Below are 23694 nucleotides of genomic sequence, written 5' to 3' on the forward strand. Positions count from 1 at the left end.
GTAAACGGCAAAAGGGCCGTAATTCATCTTGCACAGATGCTATCACCTGCCAAAAATAGGCGGAAAAGTGAAAAGGAAACTACTCGTGATGATTCGAATTTCTCGTTGTAACGGCTACAAAAAAGGATTGAGAGGGATGACATTGATCGAATTACTGATAGCTGTCGTGATTGTCGGGATCATTGCTGCGATCGCCTACCCTTCTTACACTAATCATGTAATCAAGTCTCATAGGACGGTTGCCTTGAGCGATCTTAGTCGAATTCAGCTAGAGCTAGAGACATCTTATGATGGTGGGTACGACTGGAGTCATATTCTCTCTGGAGGAACATGCACTCTATGTGACTCAGACAAAAATAGATTTTCTTTCGATATTGCTAGCTCTGCAAGTACGGCCTATACCATTACAGCAACAGCAAAATCACCTCTTGGACAAGACGACGACGAGTGCTTGACTGGTTCTAAAACGATTACTTTAACGTCAACAAATGTCGAAGAACCAAGTGATTGCTGGAACTAGCAAGAACACCGAGATGCAAAAAGGCCTGCATTTTAGCAGGCCTTTGTATTTGTGCTTTTCACTAACGTCTTAGCTGGTTAAATCATCAAAGAACTTTTTCACACCGTTGAAAAAGCCTTCTGATTTAGGCTTGTGCTTTGTCGCCGCTTCACCACCACAAGATTCTTCAAACTCTTTGAGCAGTTCTTTTTGGCGTGAGCTTAGATTTACTGGTGTTTCGACAACCAACTTAACAATCAAGTCACCGATACCGCCACCGCGAACGCCTTTCACACCTTTACCACGCATGCGGAACATACGACCTGTTTGCGTTTCTGAAGGTACTTTTAGGCTTACGCGACCATCTAGAGTTGGTACTTCAACTTCACCACCTAGAGCCGCCATCGCAAAGCTTACTGGCACTTCACAGTATAGGTTGTTGCCATCACGCTCGAAGATATGGTGCTCTTTCACGTGCACTTGTACATACAAGTCGCCAGCAGGCGCCCCCATTTCTCCCGCTTCACCTTCGCCAGATAGACGAATACGGTCGCCAGTATCAACACCTGCAGGGATCTTAACGTTAAGTGTTTTTGTTTTCTGCTTACGACCTTGACCATGACACTCATTACAAGGGTCTTTAATGATTTTACCTTTACCGTGACAGGTAGGACAGGTTTGTTGCACTGCGAAGAAGCCTTGTCGCATCTGTACTTGACCATGACCATGACAGGTACCACATGTTTCAGCAGATGAACCTTTCTTCGCGCCACTACCATCACAGGTATCACAGTGTACTAGTGTCGGTACTTCGATCTCTTTCGTTACACCACGAACTGCTTCTTCTAGCGTTAATTCCATGTTGTAACGTAGGTCAGCACCTCGCTGGGCACGGTGGCCACCACCGCCACGACGACCACCACCAAAGATGTCACCGAATACATCGCCAAAGATGTCGCCGAAATCAGCACCGCCGCCGCCAAAGCCGCCGCCACCGAAACCACCGCCGCCTTGTTCAAAAGCAGCATGACCGTATTGGTCGTACGCCGCTTTCTTTTGAGGGTCGGTCAGAACTTCGTACGCTTCTTTTACTTCTTTAAACTTGTCCGCCGCAGAATCATCACCCTGGTTTCGGTCTGGGTGGAATTTCATCGCTAGACGCTTATACGCCTTTTTGATATCGCGCTCTGAGGCATCACGGCTTACGCCTAATACTTCGTAAAAATCACGTTTTGACATGTTCTTCGTCACCAGTTAATTACTACAAACGGCATCGATTCACCGCTTGGTGTTTGTATCGTTCTAGGTAAGTGCACTTGTCTGCAACATACTTAACTAGAAAGACAGCGTTTACAAACAGACGGGCGTAAGAGTTGCCCCAAACGCCCGCACACGAAGTCTTATCGACCCCAGATGGCTAAGTAGCCATCTGGTTAAGAAATATTATTTCTTGTCGTCTTTAACTTCTTCGAACTCAGCATCTACAACGTCGTCTTCTTTAGACTGTGCACCTGCGTCAGCACCTTGTGCTTGCTGCGCTTGAGCTTGTTGTTGAGCGATTTCCATCAGCTTTTGAGAAGCAGTCATTAGTGCTTGAACTTTAGCATCGATAGCTTCTTTGTCTTCGCCTTTACGTGCTGTTTCTAGCTCAGAAATTGCTGCTTCAATCTTCTCTTTCTCTTCTGCAGGTAGCGCTTCACCAGCTTCTTCTACTTGCTTACGAGTACCGTGAATCATTTGGTCAGCTTGGTTACGTGCAGTTGCTAGCTCTTCGAACTTCTTGTCCGCTTCTTTGTTAGCTTCTGCTTCTTGAACCATTTTCTCGATGTCTTCATCGCTTAGACCGCCAGAAGCTTGGATAGTGATCTTCTGCTCTTTACCAGTCTGCTTGTCTTTCGCAGATACGTGTAGGATACCGTCCGCATCAAGGTCAAACGTAACCTCGATTTGTGGCATACCACGTGGTGCAGGCTGGATGCCTTCTAGGTTAAATTGGCCTAGAGACTTGTTGTACATCGCTTGCTTACGCTCACCTTGTAGAACGTGGATAGTTACCGCGCTCTGGTTGTCTTCCGCTGTAGAGAAAACTTGGTTCGCTTTAGTTGGGATAGTTGTGTTCTTCTCAACTAACTTAGTCATCACGCCACCCATTGTCTCGATACCTAGAGACAGTGGAGTTACGTCTAGTAGTAGTACGTCTTTAACGTCACCAGCAAGTACACCACCTTGAACTGCAGCACCCATTGCTACTGCTTCGTCAGGGTTTACGTCACGGCGCGCTTCTTTACCAAAGAACTCAGCAACTTTCGCTTGAACCATTGGCATACGAGTCTGACCACCAACTAGGATTACGTCAGTGATGTCGTTTACTGATAGGTCAGCGTCAGCTAGAGCTACTTTTAATGGCTCAAGAGAGCGTTGTACTAGGTCTTCAACTAGAGATTCTAGTTTTGCACGAGTCACTTTAATGTTCATGTGCTTAGGACCAGTTGCATCTGCAGTAACGTAAGGTAGGTTTACGTCTGTTTGAGAAGTAGAAGAAAGCTCGATTTTCGCTTTCTCTGCTGCTTCTTTAACACGCTGCATTGCTAGTGGGTCGTTCTTAAGGTTGATGCCTTGCTCTTTGTTGAACTCATCAACCAAGTAGTTGATTAGACGGTTATCAAAGTCTTCACCACCTAGGTGAGTATCACCGTTAGTTGCTAGAACTTCGAATGTTTTCTCGCCTTCAACTTCATCAATTTCGATGATTGAAATATCGAATGTACCACCACCAAGGTCGTATACCGCGATAGTGCGATCGCCGCCTTTCTTATCTAGACCGTAAGCTAGTGCAGCTGCCGTTGGTTCGTTGATGATACGTTTAACTTCTAGACCTGCGATACGGCCAGCATCTTTTGTCGCTTGACGCTGAGCATCGTTAAAGTAAGCAGGTACTGTGATAACTGCGCCAGTTACTTCCTCACCAAGGAAGTCTTCAGCAGTTTTCTTCATTTTCTTAAGAACTTCAGCAGAAACCTGAGGAGCTGCCATTTTTTGGCCTTTCGCTTCTACCCAAGCATCACCGTTGTCAGCCTTAACGATTTTGTAAGGCATGATTTCGATGTCACGCTGAACTTCTTCGTCTTCAAAACGACGACCGATTAGACGCTTAATTGCAAATAGCGTGTTTTCTGGGTTAGTTACTGCTTGACGTTTCGCTGGTTGACCTACTAGCGTCTCACCGTCAGTGTAAGCAATAACCGATGCAGTAGTACGTTCGCCCTCTGCGTTTTCAATTACACGTGGTTTGTCGCCGTCTAATACAGCAACACATGAGTTAGTAGTACCTAAGTCAATACCAATGATTTTACCCATCTGGCTATCTCCGAATAAATTCTATTTTCGTTTGGTTATAACCCCAATGTGGGGGGAGGAGAATCGGGTTTCAACCCTTGCTCACAAACAAAAATAATCAATGTTTGCTTCTCTATGCCACATAGATAAGGGCGGCAAAATGCTTTTCAAGGGCAGAATTAAAAAAAAGCGTCTTTTTTCGAAATTTATGTGTTTCTTTCTGATTAGTTGGGAACTCGTCACACTGCTGTAGCGCAACAAAACGTCATTTCCCAGATAAATTTATTTATGTCCGACTCTTCCTAAATAAAAAACGAGCTCATAAGAGCTCACTTCAATATTAGGGTTAAAATAAATTATTCAAGGTATTAGGCGTTCGCTTGAGCAGGCTCAGCATCAACACCTTCTTCTTTACCTATCTCACCTTCTGTTTTTGCAACAATGGTGTTCACTGCCGTGTCGCCGACAACGTTAGATGATGTACAGAACATATCATTAATACGGTCGACCGCTGCAATGATTGCCAAACCTTCAGGTGGTAAGCCTAGCTGGTGAAGCAGAACGCCTACCATTACCACGCCGCCCCCAGGAACGCCGCCCGCACCAATAGATAACAGAAGAATAGTTAAGCCAAGTGTGAAGATGTCTGCGGTGTTAATTGGCTGGCCAAAAGCGTTCGCAACAAACATCGTTGCTAGAGCAATATAGATAGACACACCAGACATATTCATCGTTGCGCCCAGTGGTACACCGAAGCCAGCAACCGATTTAGAGACCTGAAGCTTTTCTGTCAGTGTGCGCATCGTTACCGGGATAGTCGCGTTTGAGCTCGCGGTAGATAGAGAGAAAAGAATCTGCTCACGAGTTGCACGTAGGAAAGTCTTTGGAGAAGTTCCTGTCGCAATACTCACTGCCATTGGGTAGAAGAAGAAGATCCAGAACACCAACATCGCAACCACCAAAGCCACGTAACCGGCAACGGACATTAATGTATTGGCGTTTAGCGTTGCACCTAGTTGAATCATTAGTGCGAACACACCATATGGTGCAAGACTCATCACTAATCCAACCAATTTCATCATGATTTCATTTGCCATTTTGAATGTGCGAATAGCTGGGCCACCACGAGAATCCAAAGCTTGAATTGCAAGCCCCGTCAAAATTGCCATAAAGATGATTTGCAGCATGTCGCCGCTAGCAAACGCTTGTACAGGGTTGCTAGGAACAATGTTAACAACTAAAGAGAAAATGTCCGGCGTCTCTGTCGTTGTCAGCTGCACAGCCTCAGATACCGTTCCTGCTAGATTAGCGCCCGCTCCTGGCTGGAAGATCAAGCCGACAGTCAAAGCCGCCGTAATCGCAATGATGGTGTTAAGAATGTAAAGGGTAAAAGTTTTTCCACCAAGACGACCAAATGCACTGATGTCTTTCAAGTCAACAATGCCGCATACGATTGAAACGTAAACTAAAGGAACAACAAGCAATTTGATCAGTGAGACGAACATGCCGCCAACACCTTCTGCTGCTCCAAGTAGGTATGTATCAAAAATCGCAATACCGCTAAATAAGTACTGAATTGCTGTCCCCAGCACAAGGCCGGCAAACAAGCCTATAAAAATCTTACTAGAAAGCGATTTATCCATTATAAATCTCCGATATGTTGTGTTTGCTATTTACATTTTTGTAGTTATATATGCTTACTTTTAAAGCATTAGTCGCAAATCATACACACCGAAGTTACAAAATAAAGTGATAATTTACATTTTTGTTAACGAAATTGTTTTAGAAAAAATGACTATATTTACATTCCTATGCAGAACAAACATTCACACAACGAATGATTACAATCACTTATAGCCCTTCCCATTAATAAACACGCAGCGAGATGAGAGAAAATCTCCTATAGGAAAATAATTAACCAATAGGAAAAAATATGAAGGGGATCAAATTTTCATTTATCGATATACAACGAAGTTCGATGCAGTCATTTATGTTTAAAACAAAAAAGCGCCCATCAAAAATGATGGGCGCTTTTATACTTAAAAAACAGGCAGTTAAAGTTACTTAGCAACCATTACCATTGCCGGACGAATCACACGGCCGTTTAGTTCGTAACCTTTTTGCATAACAAACATAACAGTGTTTGATTCATGATCAGGGCTCTCCTGAATCGACATCGCTTGATGGAACTCTGGATTGAATGCTTCACCTTCAGGGTTGATTGCTTTCAAGCCAAATTTCGCTACAACGTCTACAAACGTTTTATGTGTTAGTTCAACGCCTTCTAGGAACGGCTTCACAGTTTCATTCTCTGTATCTGCCGCTTGAATTGCACGCTCTAGGTTATCAATAACAGGAAGCAGCTCTTCTGCAAACTTGTTCAACGCAAACTTACGTGCTTTATCGATCTCTTGCTCAGTGCGACGACGCATGTTTTCTACTTCAGCTTTAGAACGCAACACCGCATCTTGTTGCTCTTTTACTTTTGCCTCGCTAGACAATAGTGCCGCTTCTAGTTGAGCAATCTTAGCGTCTGTCTCATCACCAAGCTCTTCAAGCTCAGCTTCAACTTCTTGTGCTTCAGCTTCTACTTTTTCAGCCTCTTCGATGATTTGATCAAGCTCTTCTTCTGTAACTTTGTTTTCTTCGTTGCTCATGATATCTCCAGAATTCAACATAATGCCCTTAAAGCCATGCGCGTTTTTGCGGGCTTTAACCACATAAAAATTCGCATATTTAGGTGACTTGCCATTATTATGGGGATGAAGATTCCTGATTCAAGCCTCTTTAATGCGGAAATGCTATGAAAAATCCATGTAACGTGATCGCGATTATCGGAAAACCAAGAGATCAACAAGCAATTCAAACTCATAAAGAGTTGTACCAATGGTTGACCTCTGAGGGCTATAAAGTATTCATTGACGATCGCCTTGCCGCAATACTGGATGATATCCCACAGAGTCAGTTTGCTAGCTTAGTTGAACTAGGAAAAAATGCCGATCTAGCCATTGTGGTTGGTGGCGATGGCAACATGTTAGGTGCGGCAAGAATTTTATCCCGATTTGATGTGCCAGTTATAGGCGTGAACCGTGGAAATTTGGGCTTCTTAACTGACTTGAACCCAGACGACTTCCAAGCGTCTCTGCAAGCGGTACTCGACGGTGAGTATATTGAAGAGGAACGTTTTCTTTTAGAGGCGGAAGTACACCGCCACGGACAAATAAAGAGCCATAACGCTGCGCTAAACGAAGCCGTACTTCACCCAGGGCAAATTGCTCATATGATTGAATTTGAAGTGTACATAGATGAAAGCTTCGCCTTCTCTTTACGGGCCGACGGTTTGATTGTCTCCACTCCGACTGGCTCGACGGCATATTCACTTTCTGGCGGCGGCCCAATTCTTTCTCCTAGCTTGAATGCCATTTCACTCGTGCCAATGTTCCCTCATACATTGTCGAGTCGACCTTTGGTGGTTGATGGAAAACGTCGAATTAAATTGGTGGTATCACCAGAAAACCGTGGAACACAAGAAGTTAGCTGTGATGGACAAGTCTCGCTTCCAGTTACCCCTGGCGACGAAATTCACATCTATCAAAGTCCAAATGTACTAAAGCTCATCCATCCAAAAGACTACAGCTACTATCACGTCTTACGGAATAAGCTTGGCTGGTCTAGTAAATTGTTCTAACACTTGTTACTCAGGGCAATAACTTCAATAAAAAAGCCAGCAGCTCAATTGCTACTGGCTTTTGGCTTTCTTAGACAAGAAATAGACACAAAGTAGTGAGGCGACACGATATTTGTCATCATTAAAGAGAAGCTTATAAATTTTGATCCTGTGGGCAAACTTTACACAAAAGATAGAAAAGCAAATTCAATGATCTATGTCCGGTGATATTCTCACCATGAATAGAGTATTAACTCTATTTCATAAAATCAATAAAGGACATATTATGAAGAAAACCATCATTCTGTCTGTTCTCAGTACATTAGCACTTATTGGCTGCCAATCAGAGGAAACGCAAGTCAACAGTGTATCCAACGCAAAAGCGGAAGATATCACTAAGACGAAGCGTGCCCTCGCTCAACAATTGAGTGAGAACTATGCTGCCATTGAACCCATGCTGAGAAGAGATATTACTCCACAACAGACTAACGTGTCTGTATCAGCATTTGTTAAGCAAAACCCTAACTCAGAGTTCAGCCGCCAGCTTGTACAAGCTGACACTCAAATTCGTAGCTGGAAAGGTATTTCTGAATACTCAGATCAGTTGTTAGAAGTTCGCTTGGCAAATGAAGCCATGATAACAGCATGGCAAAGTGGCGAGGTCGAGCCATTATTTGCATTTGAACCAAGTGGTGATGATGAGAATTGGCAATACATCGAAGCATTTGATGTTTATGGCAACGTCCATCAACTCGATGTTTACCAGCTCCCTGAGGTACCTGTACTTGTCGTTGATAACAATAGCTCTGCAGAGCTAAAAGCAGGCTTGCAAGCTATGCAAGCTGAGATGAAAAAACTCGGTCAACCAGCTTTAGTTCAACCATATATTGCTGATGAACAACGCCAAAATACACCGCTATTGTCAAGTAGCGCAGTAGGCGAAGCGGCTCCAATTCAAACCACGCAGTTGAAAAAGATCCGTCTAGCCGATGACAAAGAACCTTGGATCTCTGGCAAGGCAGAAATCTACGCTATCGTAACGGGCGTCAATCCAAGTCGTGATGAACCTACTCTCGATTTGGTGGAGCTTCCATACTTAGACTACGATAACCAAGATTACTATCCGAATCAGATCATTATTCACTGGTCTCGTTACCGCTGGGGTGCGGCAGACATTGTGCTCATGGAGCAAGATGACGGCACAGACTATAAACAATTGGCAAAACTCCTTGTTCAAGTTGCCGAAGAAGTATTGAAAGCGATTCCAGATCCAGAAGTTCAGGCTTACGCGATTATTCCGCAAATCACGAACAAGATCATCGACACTATCCCCGATGGTGTACTCACGAATGATGATGACTTCGTCGACGTTTACTACACTCTAATGCAAGACACTTCATACGTGGATCACCCAGGTGCAGGTGTGAATGCAGTCGTCACACTAGAACCACTAACGATTAACCCAACTCGTCCGTAACCTGTTCAATTTTAATGAGTCGTTGTAATCACATCGGCTCATTTTTCCCACTTCATCACAAAAAAACAGCCTACAAAGAAAATTTTCCTTACCTGACTTTACTGTATAAAGAAACAGTATATACTGTTCTCTTATACAGTATTGTTCAGTTATACAGGTAAATAAAATGCTGGCTCATCTAAGTGTTAATAATTTTGCGATTGTTAAGTCTTTACAACTCGAGCTTTCTAAGGGCATGACCACCATTACAGGTGAAACAGGCGCGGGTAAATCCATTGCTATCGATGCTTTAGGGCTCTGCTTAGGCGGACGAGCCGATGCCGGCATGGTGCGACAAGGTGAAGAGAAAACCGAAGTTAGCGCCGCTTTTTTATTGGACAACAACTTACATGCAACACGTTGGTTAGAAGATAACGATCTGCTAGATGGCAGTGAGTGTATTTTGCGTCGTATTATCACAAAAGAAGGCCGCTCAAGAGCCTTCATTAATGGCAGCCCTGTTCCACTATCACAACTCAAATCTCTAGGGCAGCTACTTATCAATATCCATGGGCAGCACGCTCATCATCAATTGATGAAAAGTGAGCACCAAATGGCCATGCTCGACCAATATGCTGGGCATTTAAACCTACTAAAAAGCACACGAAGTGCTTACCAGCATTGGCGTCAGGCGGATAATAACCTCAAGCAGCTAAAAGAAAATAGCCAGCAAAACCAGGCGCAAAAACAGTTGCTTGAATACCAAATCAAAGAACTGAATGAGTTATCGCTAGGTGAAGAAGAATTTGCAGAGCTCGAGCAAGAGCATAAACGACTATCCAACAGTGGTGAACTCGCCACTACCTGTCAGCAAGCCATCGAACTTATTTACGAAGGTGAAGAAGTCAATGCGCTTGGTATTTTGCAATCGGCCAATCACTCCCTAATTCAATTAGCCGAATTAGATGAAAAGCTATCTGAGCTACCTAACATGCTGTCAGAAGCGATGATTCAACTTGAAGAAACGAAGAATGAATTACGCAGCTACTTAGATGGCATCGATGTTGATCCAGCTCGTATGGCTTATGTAGAAGAACGTTTTTCTAAAGTGATGTCTGTAGCTCGTAAACACCACGTAATGCCAGAAGAACTCTACCAGCATCATCAAGATCTTCTGGCCCAAGTAGAAGCGTTAGATTGCTCCGATGAACGTTTAGATGAACTTGCTCAAGAAGTAGAACACAAGTACCAAAGCTTTCTAACACAAGCAGAAAAACTGCACAAATCACGCAGCCGTTACGCAAAAGAACTGAACAAACTGATCACACAAAGCATGCACGAATTGAGCATGGAGAAAGCAGTATTCAGTATCGAAGTTAGCAATGACAACACGCACCCATCGCCGCTTGGCATGGACAGCGTGTGCTTCTTAGTATCGACCAACCCGGGACAACCATTGCAACCTATAGCAAAAGTTGCGTCAGGCGGTGAGCTATCACGTATCTCTCTAGCTATCCAAGTGATCACCGCTCAGAAAGTAGATACACCAAGTTTAATCTTCGATGAAGTGGACGTAGGTATTAGTGGCCCAACAGCTGCCGTAGTGGGCAAAATGCTACGCAAGCTTGGCGAATCTACTCAAGTATTGTGTGTCACTCACCTCCCTCAAGTTGCCGGATGCGGCCATCAACAAATGTTTGTTGCTAAGCAAACCAAAGCAGGCCAAACCGAAACCCAAATGCACGCATTAGATGAACAACAACGTGTGGCAGAATTAGCTCGCTTACTTGGTGGTAGTCAAATAACCGACTCAACGTTGGCAAACGCAAAAGAACTGCTTATCGCCGCTTAATAAATCGACAAGGGATGAGATATGGATATCAGAGCAATACACAAAACCAACTGCTTAGATCTCATCCCTATTTTTATTGAGTTAGAACATTACTACTTCAAAGAAAAAGCTTCATCAAAACACGATCTGGTCCATTATCTAAAGAGCCAAGTCTTCTCTGAACATTCTGATGTTAATATCATTGCGGTTTACGATAATGATGACGTCGTAGGCTTTGCATCTTATACCGTCATGTTCCCTGCCCCAAAACTCTCAGGGCAGATGTACTTAAAAGATCTGTTCGTATCTTCGAAGGTTCGAGGAAAAGGGGTTGGTCTCAAGTTAATGAAGTATCTGGCATCTTTGGCGATCAAGTGTGGATGCCAAAGGTTGGACTGGACAGCTGAAAGTAGTAACCCTACCGCAGGTCAGTTTTACCGCTCAATTGGTGCAACACTAATTCATGAAAAAGAGTATTATCGTTTTTCAGGTGATGCATTACGCGAATTCGCCAAAACCGACTAACGAGTCACTAGGCTTTGCTCACCGCTGAAAGCGTCCATCACCCTACTTCCGATTGAAATTTGCTCTTCGTCACCTAACTAATACGTCATGTGGTGACATTTACCGCCTAATATCGGTGAATAAATGCAACTCAACTCAAAATTCGTTGTCAGATTGTCTACCATACGACGCATAGCTTTTTACATCTGCGTCGAGCTTGTTTATTATCAGCGCAGTATTTTAAAGGTTACTAAGAAATTATTATGCAATTAAAGAAGTGGTTAGTTGCCGTACCATTAGCAATGACATTGCTGACAGGATGTTCGGTATTGGAAAGACTGGTTTATCGTATTGATATCAACCAAGGCAACTATGTAGAACAAAGTGCGGTTGATAAATTAAAGTTTGGGATGACTAAAGCACAGGTTCGCTTCGTATTAGGGTCGCCAATGCTTATTGAAAACGGCTATCCAAACACTTGGTATTACATCTATCATCATACTCCTGGCCATGGCGAACCAGTACAGAAAGATCTGATTGTAAACTTTAATGACCAAGGCACGCTCGCAGACATCAGTGGTGACTTTCCAAAAAGTGACGCATTTTACGAGCAAATTCAGTAAACTGACTTTTGCAAAAAAACCTCCCGTTTGGGAGGTTTTTTATTATATAGAAATCATGTTAGTCAAACTTTGAGTAACTCACATGAGCTATTGGGTTAATATTAATCCTGCTTATTTTTACGTACAGAACTAGGCTTGCCACCGGTGACTGGGTCTGCACTCCCCTCGGTTTTAGCCTGCTCCGCCCGCTTACGGCGAATCTCTTTCGGATCGGCAAGTAACGGACGATAAATCTCTATTCGATCTCGATCTCGAACGGTCGCATCCAACTTCACGTTACGACTAAACACACCCACTTTGTTCTTGGACAAATCAATTTCAGGGTACAACTCCAATACACCGGATTGTCGAATGATCTCTTCTACCGTTGCGTGATTATTTACCACTAAGTTAAATACACGCTGTTCATGAGGAAGAGCATAGACAACCTCAACGTGAATCATATCTGACTCAATACTCATAACACTCGTAGACCTGTTTTGCGCGTTTAGTAAATGCATTTACCATATTACTAGTAAGCTCGTTAAAAATCTTACCGAAGGCCATCTCAATCATTTTACTTGAGAATTCAAACTCAAGCTTTAGTTCAACCTTGCAAGCTTGTTCATCTAGCGCGGTAAAAATCCAACCACCACGCAACGTCTTAAACGGGCCATCCACCAAGTTCATCATAATTGCCTGACCGGGGATCAACTCATTTGAAGTCGTAAACGTTTTGCTGATTCCAGCCTTCGCCACATCGACAGAAGCCACCATACCATTCCCCGAAGACTCAATGATTCTAGAGCCCGAGCAACCAGGCAGAAATTCAGGGTATTTAGCAACATCATTAACCAGATTGAACATCTGTTCGGCGCTAAAAGACACAAGCGCAGAACGGCTGACTTGCTTCATACATACTCCTATCGATACATGTACAGATTTAAAGCTACTCGCCAATTTTACTTTTATTCCACGATTGCGCAAATAAAAGGATTTCCTATCCGATATCCAACCCGTATAATGACGCTATTATGGCAAAGAAAAAAACGAAACAAAAAGCGGGTAGCAATACTATCGCGCTGAATAAAAAAGCTCGCCACGAGTATTTCATCGATGATGAAATCGAAGCTGGCTTGGAGCTCCAAGGTTGGGAAGTGAAAGCCCTTCGCCAAGGTAAAGCCAATATTTCTGAAAGTTACGTATTTATGCGTGACGGTGAAGCCTTTGTGAGTGGCATGACAATCACTCCTTTAAATCAGGCATCGACACACGTTGTGGCGAATCCTACACGTGTGCGTAAACTACTAATGAGTCGTCGTGAGCTGGATAATCTATTCGGACGTGTAAACCGTGAAGGTATGACATTAACGGCCCTCTCACTGTACTGGTCTCGCTCTTGGGTGAAACTAAAAATTGGCGTAGCAAAAGGTAAAAAGCTGCACGATAAACGTACGGATCTAAAAGAAAAAGACTGGGCAAGAGAAAAAGCACGCGTAATGAAGAGCGCGCTGCGTTAATCTTGACCACTTAAACGCATAGTACTGGACAGCCAATGCTTTTCTGTTACTATGCGAATATTACCTGGGGCTGATTTAGGATTCGACGGGAATTCAGAAGTCTGAGGTGCATGCCGAGGTGCGGTAGGCCTCGTTAACAAACCGCAAAAAAATAGTCGCAAACGACGAAAACTACGCACTAGCAGCTTAATAACCTGCTAAGAGCTCTCTCGCCCTAGCTTCCGCACGTAAGACGGGGATCAACGAGGGATCAAACCCAAACGCGCTAGCCCGGATTCTCCCGCCTGAGAGATGAACGGCGAATTTTAATTCAGGCTAGTCATTCATTAGCGTGTCGGTTCGCAGGTGGGTGGCGAAATTAAAGATCGACTAAGCATGTAGTACCAATGATGAACGGTTTTCGGACGCGGGTTCAACTCCCGCCAGCTCCACCAAACGTTTGGAAAAGGCCACCTTCGGGTGGCCTTTTTTGTATCAACTAAAATAGTCTCTTTTTTCAAACATTCATGCTTTCTGAAATCTTACTACATGGATTACCGCATACCTTTGGCCCATGTAGGTTTACAAACTCGTTGAGTATTAATCAGTAAACAAGAAGTTCATAAGTACTAATCAAAAAGGCAGAAAGCATGGTACTAAAAGCCCTGCAACTTAAAAGTCTTCTGCTTACCTATCCTTTCTAAGAGATAACTAGATCTAAGTCTAAAGTCTATACTCATCTCCCTCGATGAATTGATTGATGTATTCATTGTTAGTCCCTACTCGCTTGTTTCATTACAACTCTATAGATGTAATGACTACAAACAGTAGTTACAAAAAATAACGTAACTCTAATCACAAAGTTAACCTTAGATATTGAATAGAAACACAACATATATAGATTTTTAAATTTCAAAATGAAAATATTGTTGTGAAAAATTAAGTTACTGGAATTATTACAGTCATATTAGTGAGCATTGTAATGAATTTTGAAGAAAGTAAATTGAATGACGAACACGTTAATCAATACACACCGCAAATCAATGGTGTGTTAACAAAGAAAGGAAAACCACTTAGTAGCCTGAAGGTTAGCCTTAGTATTGGTTTAAGCATGTCAGGGAAAACAATAGACTTATCAACATTCACAGACAGTACTGGTCGCTTTGAATTTTCTCCAGTCTATGAAAATAAAAACATCATAAGCACTCCTCTTATTGAGCACTATGTAACTATTGTTTTAGTCGCAGAACTCAGTAATGATGAAAGTACTATTATTTGGGAAGGAAGCTTTGATGGTTATAAAATAGAGGATTACGTAAAAAATAACATGGCTAACCTTGCTTGTGACACTGAGAACCCTCTTAAGTACTTTGCTTTTTCAATTGATGATGAAGAAAACGATGACTACTACGTAAACAGCCAATGTAATTTATTTGGTTATATAGACTCTGACTTATATGGAAATTAAACAATGCACTCATGATACAACTCCAGTTCCTATATCTCCTCTATGTCCATTTATTTACGGGGGATATTGAGTATCGGTTAGAAGGAGGTTCTGGTATCGACTTCCACGCTCATGGACTGGGAAAAAATCTGTTCCGGGTTATGTCAATACCGCTACAAGTAATGAGTGGTCGGCACTACAACCCAAATCTCAAGCTTACCTAGAACGCAACGTATTTCTTGACTTCAACAATAGATATAATGCTCGGATGACTGATGGTTGGGTAAGTAAAATAGTCTCTTCAATTTTGACCTTACTAAGAATTTCAGGTCTGGGTCATATAATACAACAAATAGCAACTGTAGGCCTTACTGCTTGGGATCAACTAGCTAAAGCTATGGCGTACATCTCAAAACTAAAAAACGAGTATACAGAACACGTTCGCGGTATTTTAGGTCACATGAATGTAATGTCAGGTAGCGCAGCGATCGACCTATCGAGTATTACTTATAGAGTGATAAAACTTTGTTTTTCGAGACTAGTAAGAAGGTTAGATAGTCATGTTAGAAATGCTCTAAATATAGTAGAGTGACAGTAAAAGGCACGAACAATTATTCTAAAAACCGCTCTATTATCCTCAACTAGATTGAGTTCAGAGAAAGCGAAGCTATTTAGGCTTCGCTTTTTATTAGGGCTTAGAGTTGTTAACAATATTAGAAGCGATACTCTACACCTAGTGATGCTTGGTTAAAGTCTGTTTCCGTGTTTGCACCGTTCGCGACATTCTCCGCATTGAGTTCTACGTCGTACCACATATATTCTGCGTTAACTAAGAAGTTATCAGTAACTTTAAAACCGACACCGGCACCAGCGAATACACCTTCATCATCTTTGTTGCCTTGGAAGCCCGCAACGTTGTAATCCGTCGAGTACCACATTTGACCGCCTTTTGCGTAAAGGTCGACACGATCAGCAATGGGAGCGGTAACTTTTAGAGCCGCTGTATAGCCGTCCGTTTCGGCATTTGCTAGGTTATTACCATAGCTACCGAAATCAATGTAACCACCTTCCAACGCTAAGTAAGGATTAAAACGGTAACCAACTAAACCTTGAATAACATCGCTGTCATCATCAAAGTCATCTTGTCCATCAACTTTTAAGTAACCGTAGTTGGCGCCAACATATACACCATGATCGTTGGAGTCCGCAGCATGTGATAAAGTACTAAACGTTGCTAAAGAAAAAAGGCTAATCAAAGTAACAACATTGCTTTTCATTTCGTTCTCCTAATATAAGTTCTATTGAAGGTTCGAATAGTAAAGAGCAAATGCAATGCCAACTTTAAATTAATGAAAAATATATTTAATTTTATAGAACACTGACAATCCTCTAAAGAACGCCGAACAAAAACAGAAAAAAAGAGCTGTCTGTTTACTTTATATAAACAATACTAAATTGAGGTTAATCGCTGATGTGAAAAAGATTCTTGTTAATTTGTAGATTTTTCAAAGAAATTAAATAAACATCTAAAATACTCTTGTAGATTAATCAGTCAAAAAACGCTTAGCTAGTTTTTATAAGAAAGGAAGCTAATCACACATACGTTGCATCTTACTTTGCTTCAAGCCGTGAATACTCTACTCTTTGCCTAAGCAGAGTTTAATGGAACTGAAGTATGTTAAAAGGCAGTGAATACCCTTCTATTCGAGCATTAAGGACGTTTGTCGCGGTCTCTAATTACCTCAGTTTCTCTAAAGCAGCGGATGCCCTATGTATTACGCAAAGCGCAGTAAGCAAACAAATCGCATCGCTGGAGCAATTGGTGGGTTTACCTTTAATACAAAGAGGGGCGAGTGGTATTGAGTTAACCGAAGAAGGCAAGCGTTATCTGCCGCAAGTCACAGAAGCTTTGGAGCTTATTCAGCATGCAACTGCCAACTTAATCCAGTCAGATTCAAAGCAAGAATTACTCACCGTGGACGTAACCCCTTCTTTTGCCAGTCTTTGGTTGATACCTAATATTGATGACTTCCACCAGCAACATCCTAACATCCGAGTAAGAGTCTGTACTGGGGATGGGAACGTCAAAGATTCGAGCAACGAAAGTGACTTACATATTCGCTGCCTTCCATTATCCACGCATTATGAATACAGCCACTTACTATGCGAAGAAATACTACTATTGGTCGGTTGTACTAACGCTCCTGCACTCAAGAATGTGCACGCTGTTAGCGACTATCCGCTGATACCTCAAATCACTCGTCCTCAGTTGTGGGAGCAATTTAAGGCGGCACATGCAGTAGAATCAACCGTTACCTATCACTCTGTAGGCTTTGAACATTTTTACCTAGCTTACGAAGCCGTCAAAATGGGAAAAGGACTCGCCTTACTTCCTGATTTTATGGCGCAGAATTCTATTTTGAGAGGGGATATCCAACATATTCTCAACCTAACTTTACAGAGTGGTTATGGTTATTACGTGATGATCCCGAATTATCGCCTATCGGCTAAGAAAGTGGCGGCGTTTTACGAATGGTTGAAGAGCAAACTAAGCTAATATTGTTTTCTTGAAATGCTTTTGGTAAACCAAAACAACTCAAAGACTTCAGTATCTGTCTGCTCCAAATTGTGGCATTCTCATTAACACTGTTTCAAAAGGATAAATGGATTGAAAGATATGGACAGCAATTCGCCCAAACTCTCATTACGTACCATTGAGCCAACGGATTACCCTGAGCTTGCAGAACTAATGGACTTAGTGTTTCCTGATGTTGGCGGCTCATGGCCACGGCTGACTATTATGGATCTCATTCATCAGTTTCCTGATGGCCAAATCTGTATTGAAGATAACGGCAAAATAGTCGGTGCAGCATTAACCATTAAAGTGGACTACAACCGCTTTTCTCTTCCTCATCTATATACCGACATCATTACCGAAAACAACGTCATACAGAATCAAGTAACCGGTGATGCAATGTATGGTCTCGATGTATTTGTCCACCCGGACTATCGAGGGCTACGTTTAGGTCGACGTTTGTATGATGCGCGTAAAGAGCTTTGCCGGAGTAAGAACTTCAAAGCAATTTTAGCCGGTGGCCGCATCCCGAATTACCACAAATATGCTGACGAATTGAGCGTGGCTGAATACATCGACAAGATAAAACGCCGTGAGCTTCACGATCCTATTTTGTCTTTTCAGCTTGCAAATGACTTCGATGTAAAGCGTATTATGCGTGGTTACTTGCCAGAGGATAGTGCTTCTAAAGGCTACGCAACTCTACTGGAGTGGGATAACTTTTTCTACGAAGAGGATATTCAATCCGTCCATGATGTAGAAAAAACGCTGATTCGTATTGGTGTTGTGCAGTGGCAAATGCGTGCTATGAATGACTTAGAGGACTTGCTCGATCAGGCTGAGTTCTTCATTTCTTCTCTTGCGAACTACAAAGCCGATTTCGCCCTATTCCCTGAATTCTTTAACGCGCCGCTGATGGGATTGCAAAACGACCAAAATTCCGTCGAAGCAATTCGCTTTTTGGCTAGCTTTACAGAAGAGATCAAAAACCGCTTCTCGCAGATGGCTGTCACCTACAACATCAACATTATTGCAGGCAGTATGCCCGTTATCGAAGATGGCAAACTGTATAATGTGGCCTACTTGCTGCAACGAGATGGTGAAATAAACGCTCAATATAAGATCCACATCACGCCCCATGAGCAAAAAGACTGGGTGATCGACGGTGGTGACAATGTTCAAGTGTTCGAAACCGATGCGGGCAAAGTCGGCATACTGATTTGTTATGACAGCGAATTCCCTGAATTGGGAAGAATGTTAGCAGAACAAGGCGCACAAATTGTATTCGTTCCTTTCTGGACGGACACAAAAAATGGCTACCAACGAGTACGAATCTGTTCCCAATCACGAGCCATCGAAAACGAATGCTACGTTGCAATTGGGGGCAGTGTCGGCAACTTACCTCGTGTTGATAATGTCGATATCCAGTACGCACAATCTGCCGTATTCTCACCGTCGGATATCTATTTCCCACACGATGCGACCTTGACAGAAGCAAGCGCCAACACCGAAATGATAATCTTCGCTGATGTTGATTTGACTAAGTTGAAACAGCTTAATACCGAAGGCTCTGTCACCAACTTACGTCATCGCCGCCTTGATTTGTATGGTGCATTCACCAAAGCCAAAGAGTCATAAGGATCTCCCTAATTCGCCGCTACCAAAGAGCGTGGCGGCGAGTAAAGCAAGCTGCAGGTTGATTCAGCGCAATTATCAGAGGCATGTCAGTTTTTCTCAACGGTGAGAAACAAGAATTGACCCAATAGGACATTCGGAGTATCACTCCAACTTCGTTCCGCTTTTATTAGGGGAAAGCTTTTGGAACATATTAACGAACTTCTCATGTCAATGAAGCCTTTGCTTGAGCAATATGGCTACGTTGCGCTGATTGTCAGTATATTTCTAGAAGGGATAGGTATCCCGATGCCTGGTCAATCACTGATGATCGCGGCATCTTTGCTCTCGTCAGAACAAGTCATGAACCTAAGTATGGTAATGATGGTATCGTGGCTGAGTTGCTTTTTTGGTAATACCTGTGGCTACTTAATCGGTTATTACTTTGAGGGGTGGTTAGATAAAAAAGGCTACATTTCCGGCCCGAAGATGCAAACGCTTCAATTAACTATCCAGAAATACGGCCCTACGTGCTTGGTCGTCAGCCGCTTTATTGAAGGAATGAAGCAATTTATGCCTCTTGCATGCGGTATCGCGAAAATGCCACGTAGAGAGTTTTTGCTCGGTAACGCCCTCGCGGCGACGGTTTGGGTATTGGTATTCAGCTTGTTAACTCACTTTGCATTTGAGCATTTAAGCGTGTTGAGCAACCTGTACACCGAATACAAATATCTGGTATGGGCATTTGCTGCTGTCTTATTTACGTGGATGGTTTTAGGTATTGTTAAACGCAAAAAAGCCAAATCAATGCAATAACAACAGTCTCTTCATTAGCGCATAACTAAAGCTCGTGGTATCAGTGAGATACGCAACACGAGCTTTTACCTTTTTCTTTACGTGTAAAATTTAAACAGCCATTTAGACGTCTAGACGTTGACAATGTAGAAATGTGATATTAGTCTGCTCTTCTCTCTTATCATTAACATTGTCGTTTACATGTCCGGTTCCCAACAAACTACTAAAACAGTTGCACCGTCTGCGGTCGCACTGATCCCATTAATTGTATTCCTTGCGCTATTTATTGGCGTAGGCACTTACTTATCTTTGCAAGGCGTGGAATTTGCCTTCTACCAGCTGCCTGCACCCATCGCGGTATTACCAGCCATCATCATTGCGTTTCTTTTAAGTAAAGAGAAACTTAACCGCTCAATCGAACACTTCATGCGTGGTGTTGGCCACCCAGACATCATCGCAATGTGTATGATCTATCTGCTTGCAGGTGCCTTTGCTGCGGTAGCAAAAGCCTCTGGTGGTGTTGATGCAACAGTGAACCTTGGCTTATCCGCTATTCCAACCAGCATGATTTTACCGGGCATTTTTCTGATTTCTGCTTTTATCGCAACAGCAATGGGGACTTCGATGGGTACCATCGCAGCCGTTGCCCCCGTAGCGTTGGGGATTGCTGAATCAGCAGGAATGAGCTTACCGTTAACCGCAGGCGTTGTGCTGAGCGGCGCTATGTTTGGTGATAACCTTTCTATCATCTCTGACACCACCATCGCGGCGACACGCTCTCAAGGTTGTGAGATGAAAGACAAGTTTAAAGAGAACATTCGTATTGCTTTACCTGCGGCGTTGATCGCGATTGCAGTGTTCGCTTTCAACAGTACCGCGACTCAAGTGCCTGAAACTGGCGATATTGAGTGGCTAAAAGTCTTGCCGTACATCACTATTTTGATCCTAGCGGTATCTGGTGTGAATGTGTTTGTGGTTCTGTCGATTGGCATTCTTTTGGCTGGCGGCGTGAGCTTGGCATCGATTGACAATTACGGACTAACTAATCTAGCCCAAGACGTTTACAAAGGCTTTGGTAACATGCAAGAGATCTTCTTGTTATCCATGTTGATTGGTGGTTTGAGTGAACTGATGCGTCGCCAAGGTGGTCTTGCTTTTCTAACAAATTTCGTTAGTAGCCTTATCCACGCGTTTGGCTCTAGTCACTCTAAGCATGCGAACAGTCGTGCAAGCGAGCTAGGTATTGCAGGTTTGGTATCAATGGTCAATGGCTGTACGGCAAACAACACCGTAGCCATCATTGTATCGGGCAGCGTTGCTCGCCAACTGGCGGAAGAGAATAATGTCTCTCCTCGCCGCTCAGCAAGCTTGTTAGACATTTTCTCATGCGTGGTGCAAGGCGTGTTGCCTTACGGTGCTCAAGTACTGCTGCTAGGTTCCGTGTTCAACCTCTCGCCACTTGAAGTAGTTGCCAATTCTTACTACTGTTTTGCATTAGCGATAGCGGCTGTTGTCGCGGTGTTTATCAAACATCCCGCTCGTCAACCTGTAGCGCAAACTGAGAACTAACGACAAATACCGAAAAGGCTCCGATGGAGCCTTTTTACTTTCCTTTCTTCTTTTTTTCTTTTCCGCGAGCAGATTTACTTCAAAGCTGAACGCAAACTTTGCGCACTGTGTAAAGGAATCGCAAAGCGATGCGCCACATCGCGTAGAGATTCCACCTGAGCCTCGTTACTGATTGCTAATTCGCCTGCCACATCGACGTGGTTATTCTCAAACCCCACTCTCACATCGAATCCAAGTAACATCGCACTCGCTAAACAGTCTTGCTCTCGCGCGCCAAAAGCACAAATGGCACATCGAATTTCTTCCTCGACAAAATGCGCCAAATTCAAACCTCGTAAATCCCATGGCGAAGACTGTTGAGCTTGGTGATAACGCCCTAACACCACTAATGCATGCTGATGCGTTTTAGGTAACACGCCCGCATCACGCAGTTGGAAATAACGTTCAATGTCGGTTGCATCGTAGAGAATAATTTGGCTCACGATGTTGTGTTCTGCCACCCAATGGAAAAAGGCATGCCCTTCTTTCTCACTTGCGCGATCAGGGATTAACTCCCTCAATGCAAAAGAAGCCGCTTCTGGTTTCACAGCTGTAACTAACGCCATCTGTTGTGGCGGAGAATACAAGCCCACCGCCTCTGTGGTGAGCTGTACCATCATGTTTTGTCCCACCGCTTCTTTCACGGCATGGTAAATTGCCATGTTGTCGTCGATGTCTAATGAATGACGTCCGTTGGCGTCTCTAGCATGCAAATGGATCATGGCAGCCCCTGCCGTTTGACAAGCGATAGCCTCTGCAACCAGTTCGTCTGTTGTCATGGGTAAGCTGGCGTGATCGTACTTAGTTTTTCTTGCACCGTTTGGGGCCACGATAATAGCGATAGGCTCTCGTATAGATCGATTTTCTAATTCCATTCCTTCGCTACCTCTTTTAGCGTTAATGAGAGTTTGCCAACTAGCTCATCAATATGGTGAGGCTGAATAATGAATGGCGGTGCAAGCAAGATATGATGCCCATTAACGCCATCAATCGTTCCGCCCATTGGATAGCACATTAAGCCATTTTCCATTGCTCGCTGTTTGATGCGTTTGTCTGCCAATGTGGCTTTACTCAGAGGCGCCTTGCTTTCTTGATCCGCCACCAGCTCAATGCCAACAAACAAACCTTTACCACGAATGTCGCCAATGTACGGTAAATGGGCCAATGCAGAAGTAAGCTCATTACGCAGCAAAGCACTTTGCCGATTCACCGCCGTTAACAAATTATCTTGGAAGATGGTTTGAATGGTCGCCACGGCAGCAGCGCACGCCACAGGGTGCGCCATAAAAGTATGACCATGTTGGAAAAAACCGCTTCCATCAGCAATAGCTTGATAGACTCGATCATTCGCAACCACCGCGCCAATAGGTTGATAACCCGCACCAAGCCCTTTAGCCATACACACCAGATCGGGTTCTGCCTCTTCTTGCTCAAACGCAAAAAAACTGCCACTGCGTCCAACGCCACACATGACTTCATCCAAGATCAATAACACATCGTATTGGTCGCATATTTCGCGAATACGCTTGAAGTAACCTTGTGTGGCAGGCACAGCTCCAGCGGTGGCTCCCACAATGGGCTCAGCGACAAAAGCCATGACATTATCAGCCCCCAACTCAAGAATTTTTGCCTCTAGCTCATTCGCCGCTCGCAATGAGTAATCCAATTCCGACTCATGACTCTGCTGATAACGATAAGCATAGCAAGGGGCGATATGATGGCTCGGGTGTAAGATGGGTTTGAACGGTTCACGTCGCCATTCATTACCTCCGACAGCCAAAGCCCCCAACGTATTGCCGTGATAACTTTGCTGACGCGCGATGAATTGCTTTTTCTCTGGCTTACCTGATTCCACGAAATACTGCCGCGCCATTTTTAGTGCCGACTCCACCGCTTCTGATCCTCCACTGACTAAATACACATGGTTGAACTGTTCAGGCATGTGCTGACAAATCAATTCTGCTAGGCGCTCACTGTTGTCACTAGTAAAAAATCCAGTATGAGCAAATGGCACTCGCTCGATCTGTTCCAACATGGCTTTTTTAACGGCGTGATGACTGTGGCCAAGGTTTGATACCGCAGCACCACCACAAGCATCGAGATACTGCTTTCCATGCTTATCGAATAGATAAACACCTTCACCTCTATCGATGATTGGTAGCGTGGCATGGCAATGACGGTGAAATACGTAAGACATTTGAGTCCCTTCCAATGTGTAATACTTGCACACATCATCAGGAACAAACCCAAACGTGACAAGA

Annotated in this window: 21 protein-coding genes and 1 other RNA gene; 13 read left to right on the top strand and 9 right to left on the bottom strand. The window is 43.5% G+C overall.

Going from position 1 to position 23694, the window contains the following annotated elements; all coding sequences use genetic code 11:
- Window positions 1-88: 88 nt before the first annotated feature.
- Entirely contained in the window at window positions 89-520 is a 432-nt protein-coding gene (locus R7Q47_RS16420) for a type IV pilin protein (protein WP_053302986.1), read from the top strand.
- 69 nt (window positions 521-589) lie between these two features.
- Here R7Q47_RS16420 and dnaJ read toward each other — a convergent pair whose 3' ends face one another.
- The 4 genes from dnaJ to grpE form a co-directional block, all read right to left on the bottom strand.
- Window positions 590-1738, bottom strand: coding sequence for a molecular chaperone DnaJ (gene dnaJ, locus R7Q47_RS16425; protein ID WP_017635700.1), 1149 nt, complete (start codon window positions 1736-1738; stop codon window positions 590-592).
- A gap of 204 nt (window positions 1739-1942) precedes the next feature.
- The gene (gene dnaK / locus R7Q47_RS16430; RefSeq protein ID WP_005381623.1) at window positions 1943-3856 is read right to left on the bottom strand and encodes a molecular chaperone DnaK; all 1914 of its coding nucleotides are present in this window, start codon (window positions 3854-3856) and stop codon (window positions 1943-1945) included.
- 347 nt (window positions 3857-4203) lie between these two features.
- On the bottom strand, window positions 4204-5478 hold the full coding sequence (locus R7Q47_RS16435; protein ID WP_005381625.1) for a dicarboxylate/amino acid:cation symporter: 1275 nt from the start codon (window positions 5476-5478) through the stop codon (window positions 4204-4206).
- A gap of 417 nt (window positions 5479-5895) precedes the next feature.
- On the bottom strand, window positions 5896-6492 hold the full coding sequence (grpE, locus tag R7Q47_RS16440) for a nucleotide exchange factor GrpE (protein ID WP_021034134.1): 597 nt from the start codon (window positions 6490-6492) through the stop codon (window positions 5896-5898).
- 146 nt (window positions 6493-6638) lie between these two features.
- On the opposite strand from grpE, the gene nadK reads away from it, so the two are divergent.
- The 5 genes from nadK (at window position 6639) to bamE (ending at window position 11916) form a co-directional block, all read left to right on the top strand.
- Complete coding sequence (nadK, locus tag R7Q47_RS16445) at window positions 6639-7523, top strand: NAD(+) kinase (protein ID WP_005381631.1); 885 nt, start codon at window positions 6639-6641, stop codon at window positions 7521-7523.
- Between the two features lie 265 nt (window positions 7524-7788).
- Entirely contained in the window at window positions 7789-8979 is a 1191-nt protein-coding gene (locus R7Q47_RS16450; protein WP_005381632.1) for a DUF3103 domain-containing protein, read from the top strand.
- Between the two features lie 166 nt (window positions 8980-9145).
- The gene (gene recN / locus R7Q47_RS16455; RefSeq protein ID WP_005383750.1) at window positions 9146-10810 is read left to right on the top strand and encodes a DNA repair protein RecN; all 1665 of its coding nucleotides are present in this window, start codon (window positions 9146-9148) and stop codon (window positions 10808-10810) included.
- A 21-nt stretch (window positions 10811-10831) separates the two neighbouring features.
- Window positions 10832-11314 carry a GNAT family N-acetyltransferase gene (locus R7Q47_RS16460; RefSeq protein WP_213901720.1) on the top strand — a complete coding sequence of 161 codons (483 nt, stop codon included), beginning with the start codon at window positions 10832-10834 and terminating at the stop codon, window positions 11312-11314.
- A gap of 242 nt (window positions 11315-11556) precedes the next feature.
- Complete coding sequence (bamE, locus tag R7Q47_RS16465; RefSeq protein WP_017820585.1) at window positions 11557-11916, top strand: outer membrane protein assembly factor BamE; 360 nt, start codon at window positions 11557-11559, stop codon at window positions 11914-11916.
- A 101-nt stretch (window positions 11917-12017) separates the two neighbouring features.
- On the opposite strand, the gene R7Q47_RS16470 is transcribed toward bamE, so the two are convergent.
- Window positions 12018-12377, bottom strand: coding sequence for an RnfH family protein (locus R7Q47_RS16470; RefSeq protein ID WP_025768875.1), 360 nt, complete (start codon window positions 12375-12377; stop codon window positions 12018-12020).
- The gene (locus tag R7Q47_RS16475; RefSeq protein WP_005381641.1) at window positions 12367-12810 is read right to left on the bottom strand and encodes an SRPBCC family protein; all 444 of its coding nucleotides are present in this window, start codon (window positions 12808-12810) and stop codon (window positions 12367-12369) included. The genes R7Q47_RS16470 and R7Q47_RS16475 overlap by 11 nt, the downstream gene beginning before the upstream one ends.
- A 119-nt stretch (window positions 12811-12929) precedes the next feature.
- On the opposite strand from R7Q47_RS16475, the gene smpB reads away from it, so the two are divergent.
- The 3 genes from smpB (at window position 12930) to R7Q47_RS16490 (ending at window position 14862) form a co-directional block, all read left to right on the top strand.
- A complete protein-coding gene (gene smpB, locus R7Q47_RS16480) occupies window positions 12930-13415 on the top strand; it encodes an SsrA-binding protein SmpB (protein WP_005381642.1) in 486 nt (161 codons plus the stop codon).
- A gap of 66 nt (window positions 13416-13481) precedes the next feature.
- Window positions 13482-13849, top strand: a transfer-messenger RNA (tmRNA) gene (gene ssrA / locus R7Q47_RS16485).
- A 527-nt stretch (window positions 13850-14376) separates the two neighbouring features.
- Window positions 14377-14862, top strand: a complete 486-nt coding sequence (locus R7Q47_RS16490) for a DUF6795 domain-containing protein (RefSeq protein WP_206958391.1) — start codon at window positions 14377-14379, stop codon at window positions 14860-14862.
- 692 nt (window positions 14863-15554) lie between these two features.
- Here the strand turns inward: R7Q47_RS16490 and R7Q47_RS16495 are convergent.
- Window positions 15555-16118 carry a porin family protein gene (locus R7Q47_RS16495; protein ID WP_005381668.1) on the bottom strand — a complete coding sequence of 188 codons (564 nt, stop codon included), beginning with the start codon at window positions 16116-16118 and terminating at the stop codon, window positions 15555-15557.
- A 398-nt stretch (window positions 16119-16516) separates the two neighbouring features.
- Between R7Q47_RS16495 and R7Q47_RS16500 the strand changes: the two genes are divergently transcribed.
- The 4 genes from R7Q47_RS16500 to R7Q47_RS16515 all read left to right on the top strand — a co-directional run bounded on the left by R7Q47_RS16500 (window position 16517) and on the right by R7Q47_RS16515 (window position 21394).
- Window positions 16517-17398, top strand: a complete 882-nt coding sequence (locus R7Q47_RS16500; RefSeq protein ID WP_047102126.1) for a LysR family transcriptional regulator — start codon at window positions 16517-16519, stop codon at window positions 17396-17398.
- A gap of 120 nt (window positions 17399-17518) precedes the next feature.
- Complete coding sequence (locus R7Q47_RS16505; RefSeq protein WP_047102129.1) at window positions 17519-19054, top strand: bifunctional GNAT family N-acetyltransferase/carbon-nitrogen hydrolase family protein; 1536 nt, start codon at window positions 17519-17521, stop codon at window positions 19052-19054.
- Window positions 19055-19258: 204 nt separating this feature from the next.
- Window positions 19259-19846, top strand: coding sequence for a DedA family protein (locus tag R7Q47_RS16510; RefSeq protein WP_005383738.1), 588 nt, complete (start codon window positions 19259-19261; stop codon window positions 19844-19846).
- Between the two features lie 180 nt (window positions 19847-20026).
- On the top strand, window positions 20027-21394 hold the full coding sequence (locus R7Q47_RS16515; RefSeq protein WP_017635705.1) for a Na+/H+ antiporter NhaC family protein: 1368 nt from the start codon (window positions 20027-20029) through the stop codon (window positions 21392-21394).
- 74 nt (window positions 21395-21468) lie between these two features.
- Here the strand turns inward: R7Q47_RS16515 and R7Q47_RS16520 are convergent, their stop codons facing one another.
- A complete protein-coding gene (locus R7Q47_RS16520; protein ID WP_213901719.1) occupies window positions 21469-22308 on the bottom strand; it encodes a 3-keto-5-aminohexanoate cleavage protein in 840 nt (279 codons plus the stop codon).
- A complete protein-coding gene (locus tag R7Q47_RS16525; RefSeq protein WP_086046552.1) occupies window positions 22299-23630 on the bottom strand; it encodes an aspartate aminotransferase family protein in 1332 nt (443 codons plus the stop codon). Before R7Q47_RS16525 ends, R7Q47_RS16520 begins: the two co-directional genes overlap by 10 nt.
- Window positions 23631-23694: the final 64 nt, after the last annotated feature.

It is taken from the genome of Vibrio sp. Vb0349, from assembly GCF_033338975.1.

What these genes read in the sequence shown, in the direction of transcription:
- dnaK (WP_005381623.1), bottom strand. Translation starts at nt 3,856, where the DNA reads ATGGGTAAAATCATTGGTATTGACTTAGGTACTACTAACTCATGTGTT.
- recN (WP_005383750.1), top strand. Translation starts at nt 9,146, where the DNA reads ATGCTGGCTCATCTAAGTGTTAATAATTTTGCGATTGTTAAGTCTTTA.
- R7Q47_RS16435 (WP_005381625.1), bottom strand. Translation starts at nt 5,478, where the DNA reads ATGGATAAATCGCTTTCTAGTAAGATTTTTATAGGCTTGTTTGCCGGC.
- dnaJ (WP_017635700.1), bottom strand. Translation starts at nt 1,738, where the DNA reads ATGTCAAAACGTGATTTTTACGAAGTATTAGGCGTAAGCCGTGATGCC.
- R7Q47_RS16500 (WP_047102126.1), top strand. Translation starts at nt 16,517, where the DNA reads ATGTTAAAAGGCAGTGAATACCCTTCTATTCGAGCATTAAGGACGTTT.
- R7Q47_RS16515 (WP_017635705.1), top strand. Translation starts at nt 20,027, where the DNA reads ATGTCCGGTTCCCAACAAACTACTAAAACAGTTGCACCGTCTGCGGTC.
- R7Q47_RS16495 (WP_005381668.1), bottom strand. Translation starts at nt 16,118, where the DNA reads ATGAAAAGCAATGTTGTTACTTTGATTAGCCTTTTTTCTTTAGCAACG.
- grpE (WP_021034134.1), bottom strand. Translation starts at nt 6,492, where the DNA reads ATGAGCAACGAAGAAAACAAAGTTACAGAAGAAGAGCTTGATCAAATC.
- R7Q47_RS16510 (WP_005383738.1), top strand. Translation starts at nt 19,259, where the DNA reads ATGTCAATGAAGCCTTTGCTTGAGCAATATGGCTACGTTGCGCTGATT.
- nadK (WP_005381631.1), top strand. Translation starts at nt 6,639, where the DNA reads ATGAAAAATCCATGTAACGTGATCGCGATTATCGGAAAACCAAGAGAT.
- R7Q47_RS16505 (WP_047102129.1), top strand. Translation starts at nt 17,519, where the DNA reads ATGGACAGCAATTCGCCCAAACTCTCATTACGTACCATTGAGCCAACG.
- R7Q47_RS16460 (WP_213901720.1), top strand. Translation starts at nt 10,832, where the DNA reads ATGGATATCAGAGCAATACACAAAACCAACTGCTTAGATCTCATCCCT.
- R7Q47_RS16475 (WP_005381641.1), bottom strand. Translation starts at nt 12,810, where the DNA reads ATGAAGCAAGTCAGCCGTTCTGCGCTTGTGTCTTTTAGCGCCGAACAG.
- smpB (WP_005381642.1), top strand. Translation starts at nt 12,930, where the DNA reads ATGGCAAAGAAAAAAACGAAACAAAAAGCGGGTAGCAATACTATCGCG.
- R7Q47_RS16520 (WP_213901719.1), bottom strand. Translation starts at nt 22,308, where the DNA reads ATGGAATTAGAAAATCGATCTATACGAGAGCCTATCGCTATTATCGTG.
- R7Q47_RS16470 (WP_025768875.1), bottom strand. Translation starts at nt 12,377, where the DNA reads ATGAGTATTGAGTCAGATATGATTCACGTTGAGGTTGTCTATGCTCTT.
- R7Q47_RS16450 (WP_005381632.1), top strand. Translation starts at nt 7,789, where the DNA reads ATGAAGAAAACCATCATTCTGTCTGTTCTCAGTACATTAGCACTTATT.
- R7Q47_RS16420 (WP_053302986.1), top strand. Translation starts at nt 89, where the DNA reads ATGATTCGAATTTCTCGTTGTAACGGCTACAAAAAAGGATTGAGAGGG.
- bamE (WP_017820585.1), top strand. Translation starts at nt 11,557, where the DNA reads ATGCAATTAAAGAAGTGGTTAGTTGCCGTACCATTAGCAATGACATTG.
- R7Q47_RS16490 (WP_206958391.1), top strand. Translation starts at nt 14,377, where the DNA reads ATGAATTTTGAAGAAAGTAAATTGAATGACGAACACGTTAATCAATAC.
- R7Q47_RS16525 (WP_086046552.1), bottom strand. Translation starts at nt 23,630, where the DNA reads ATGTCTTACGTATTTCACCGTCATTGCCATGCCACGCTACCAATCATC.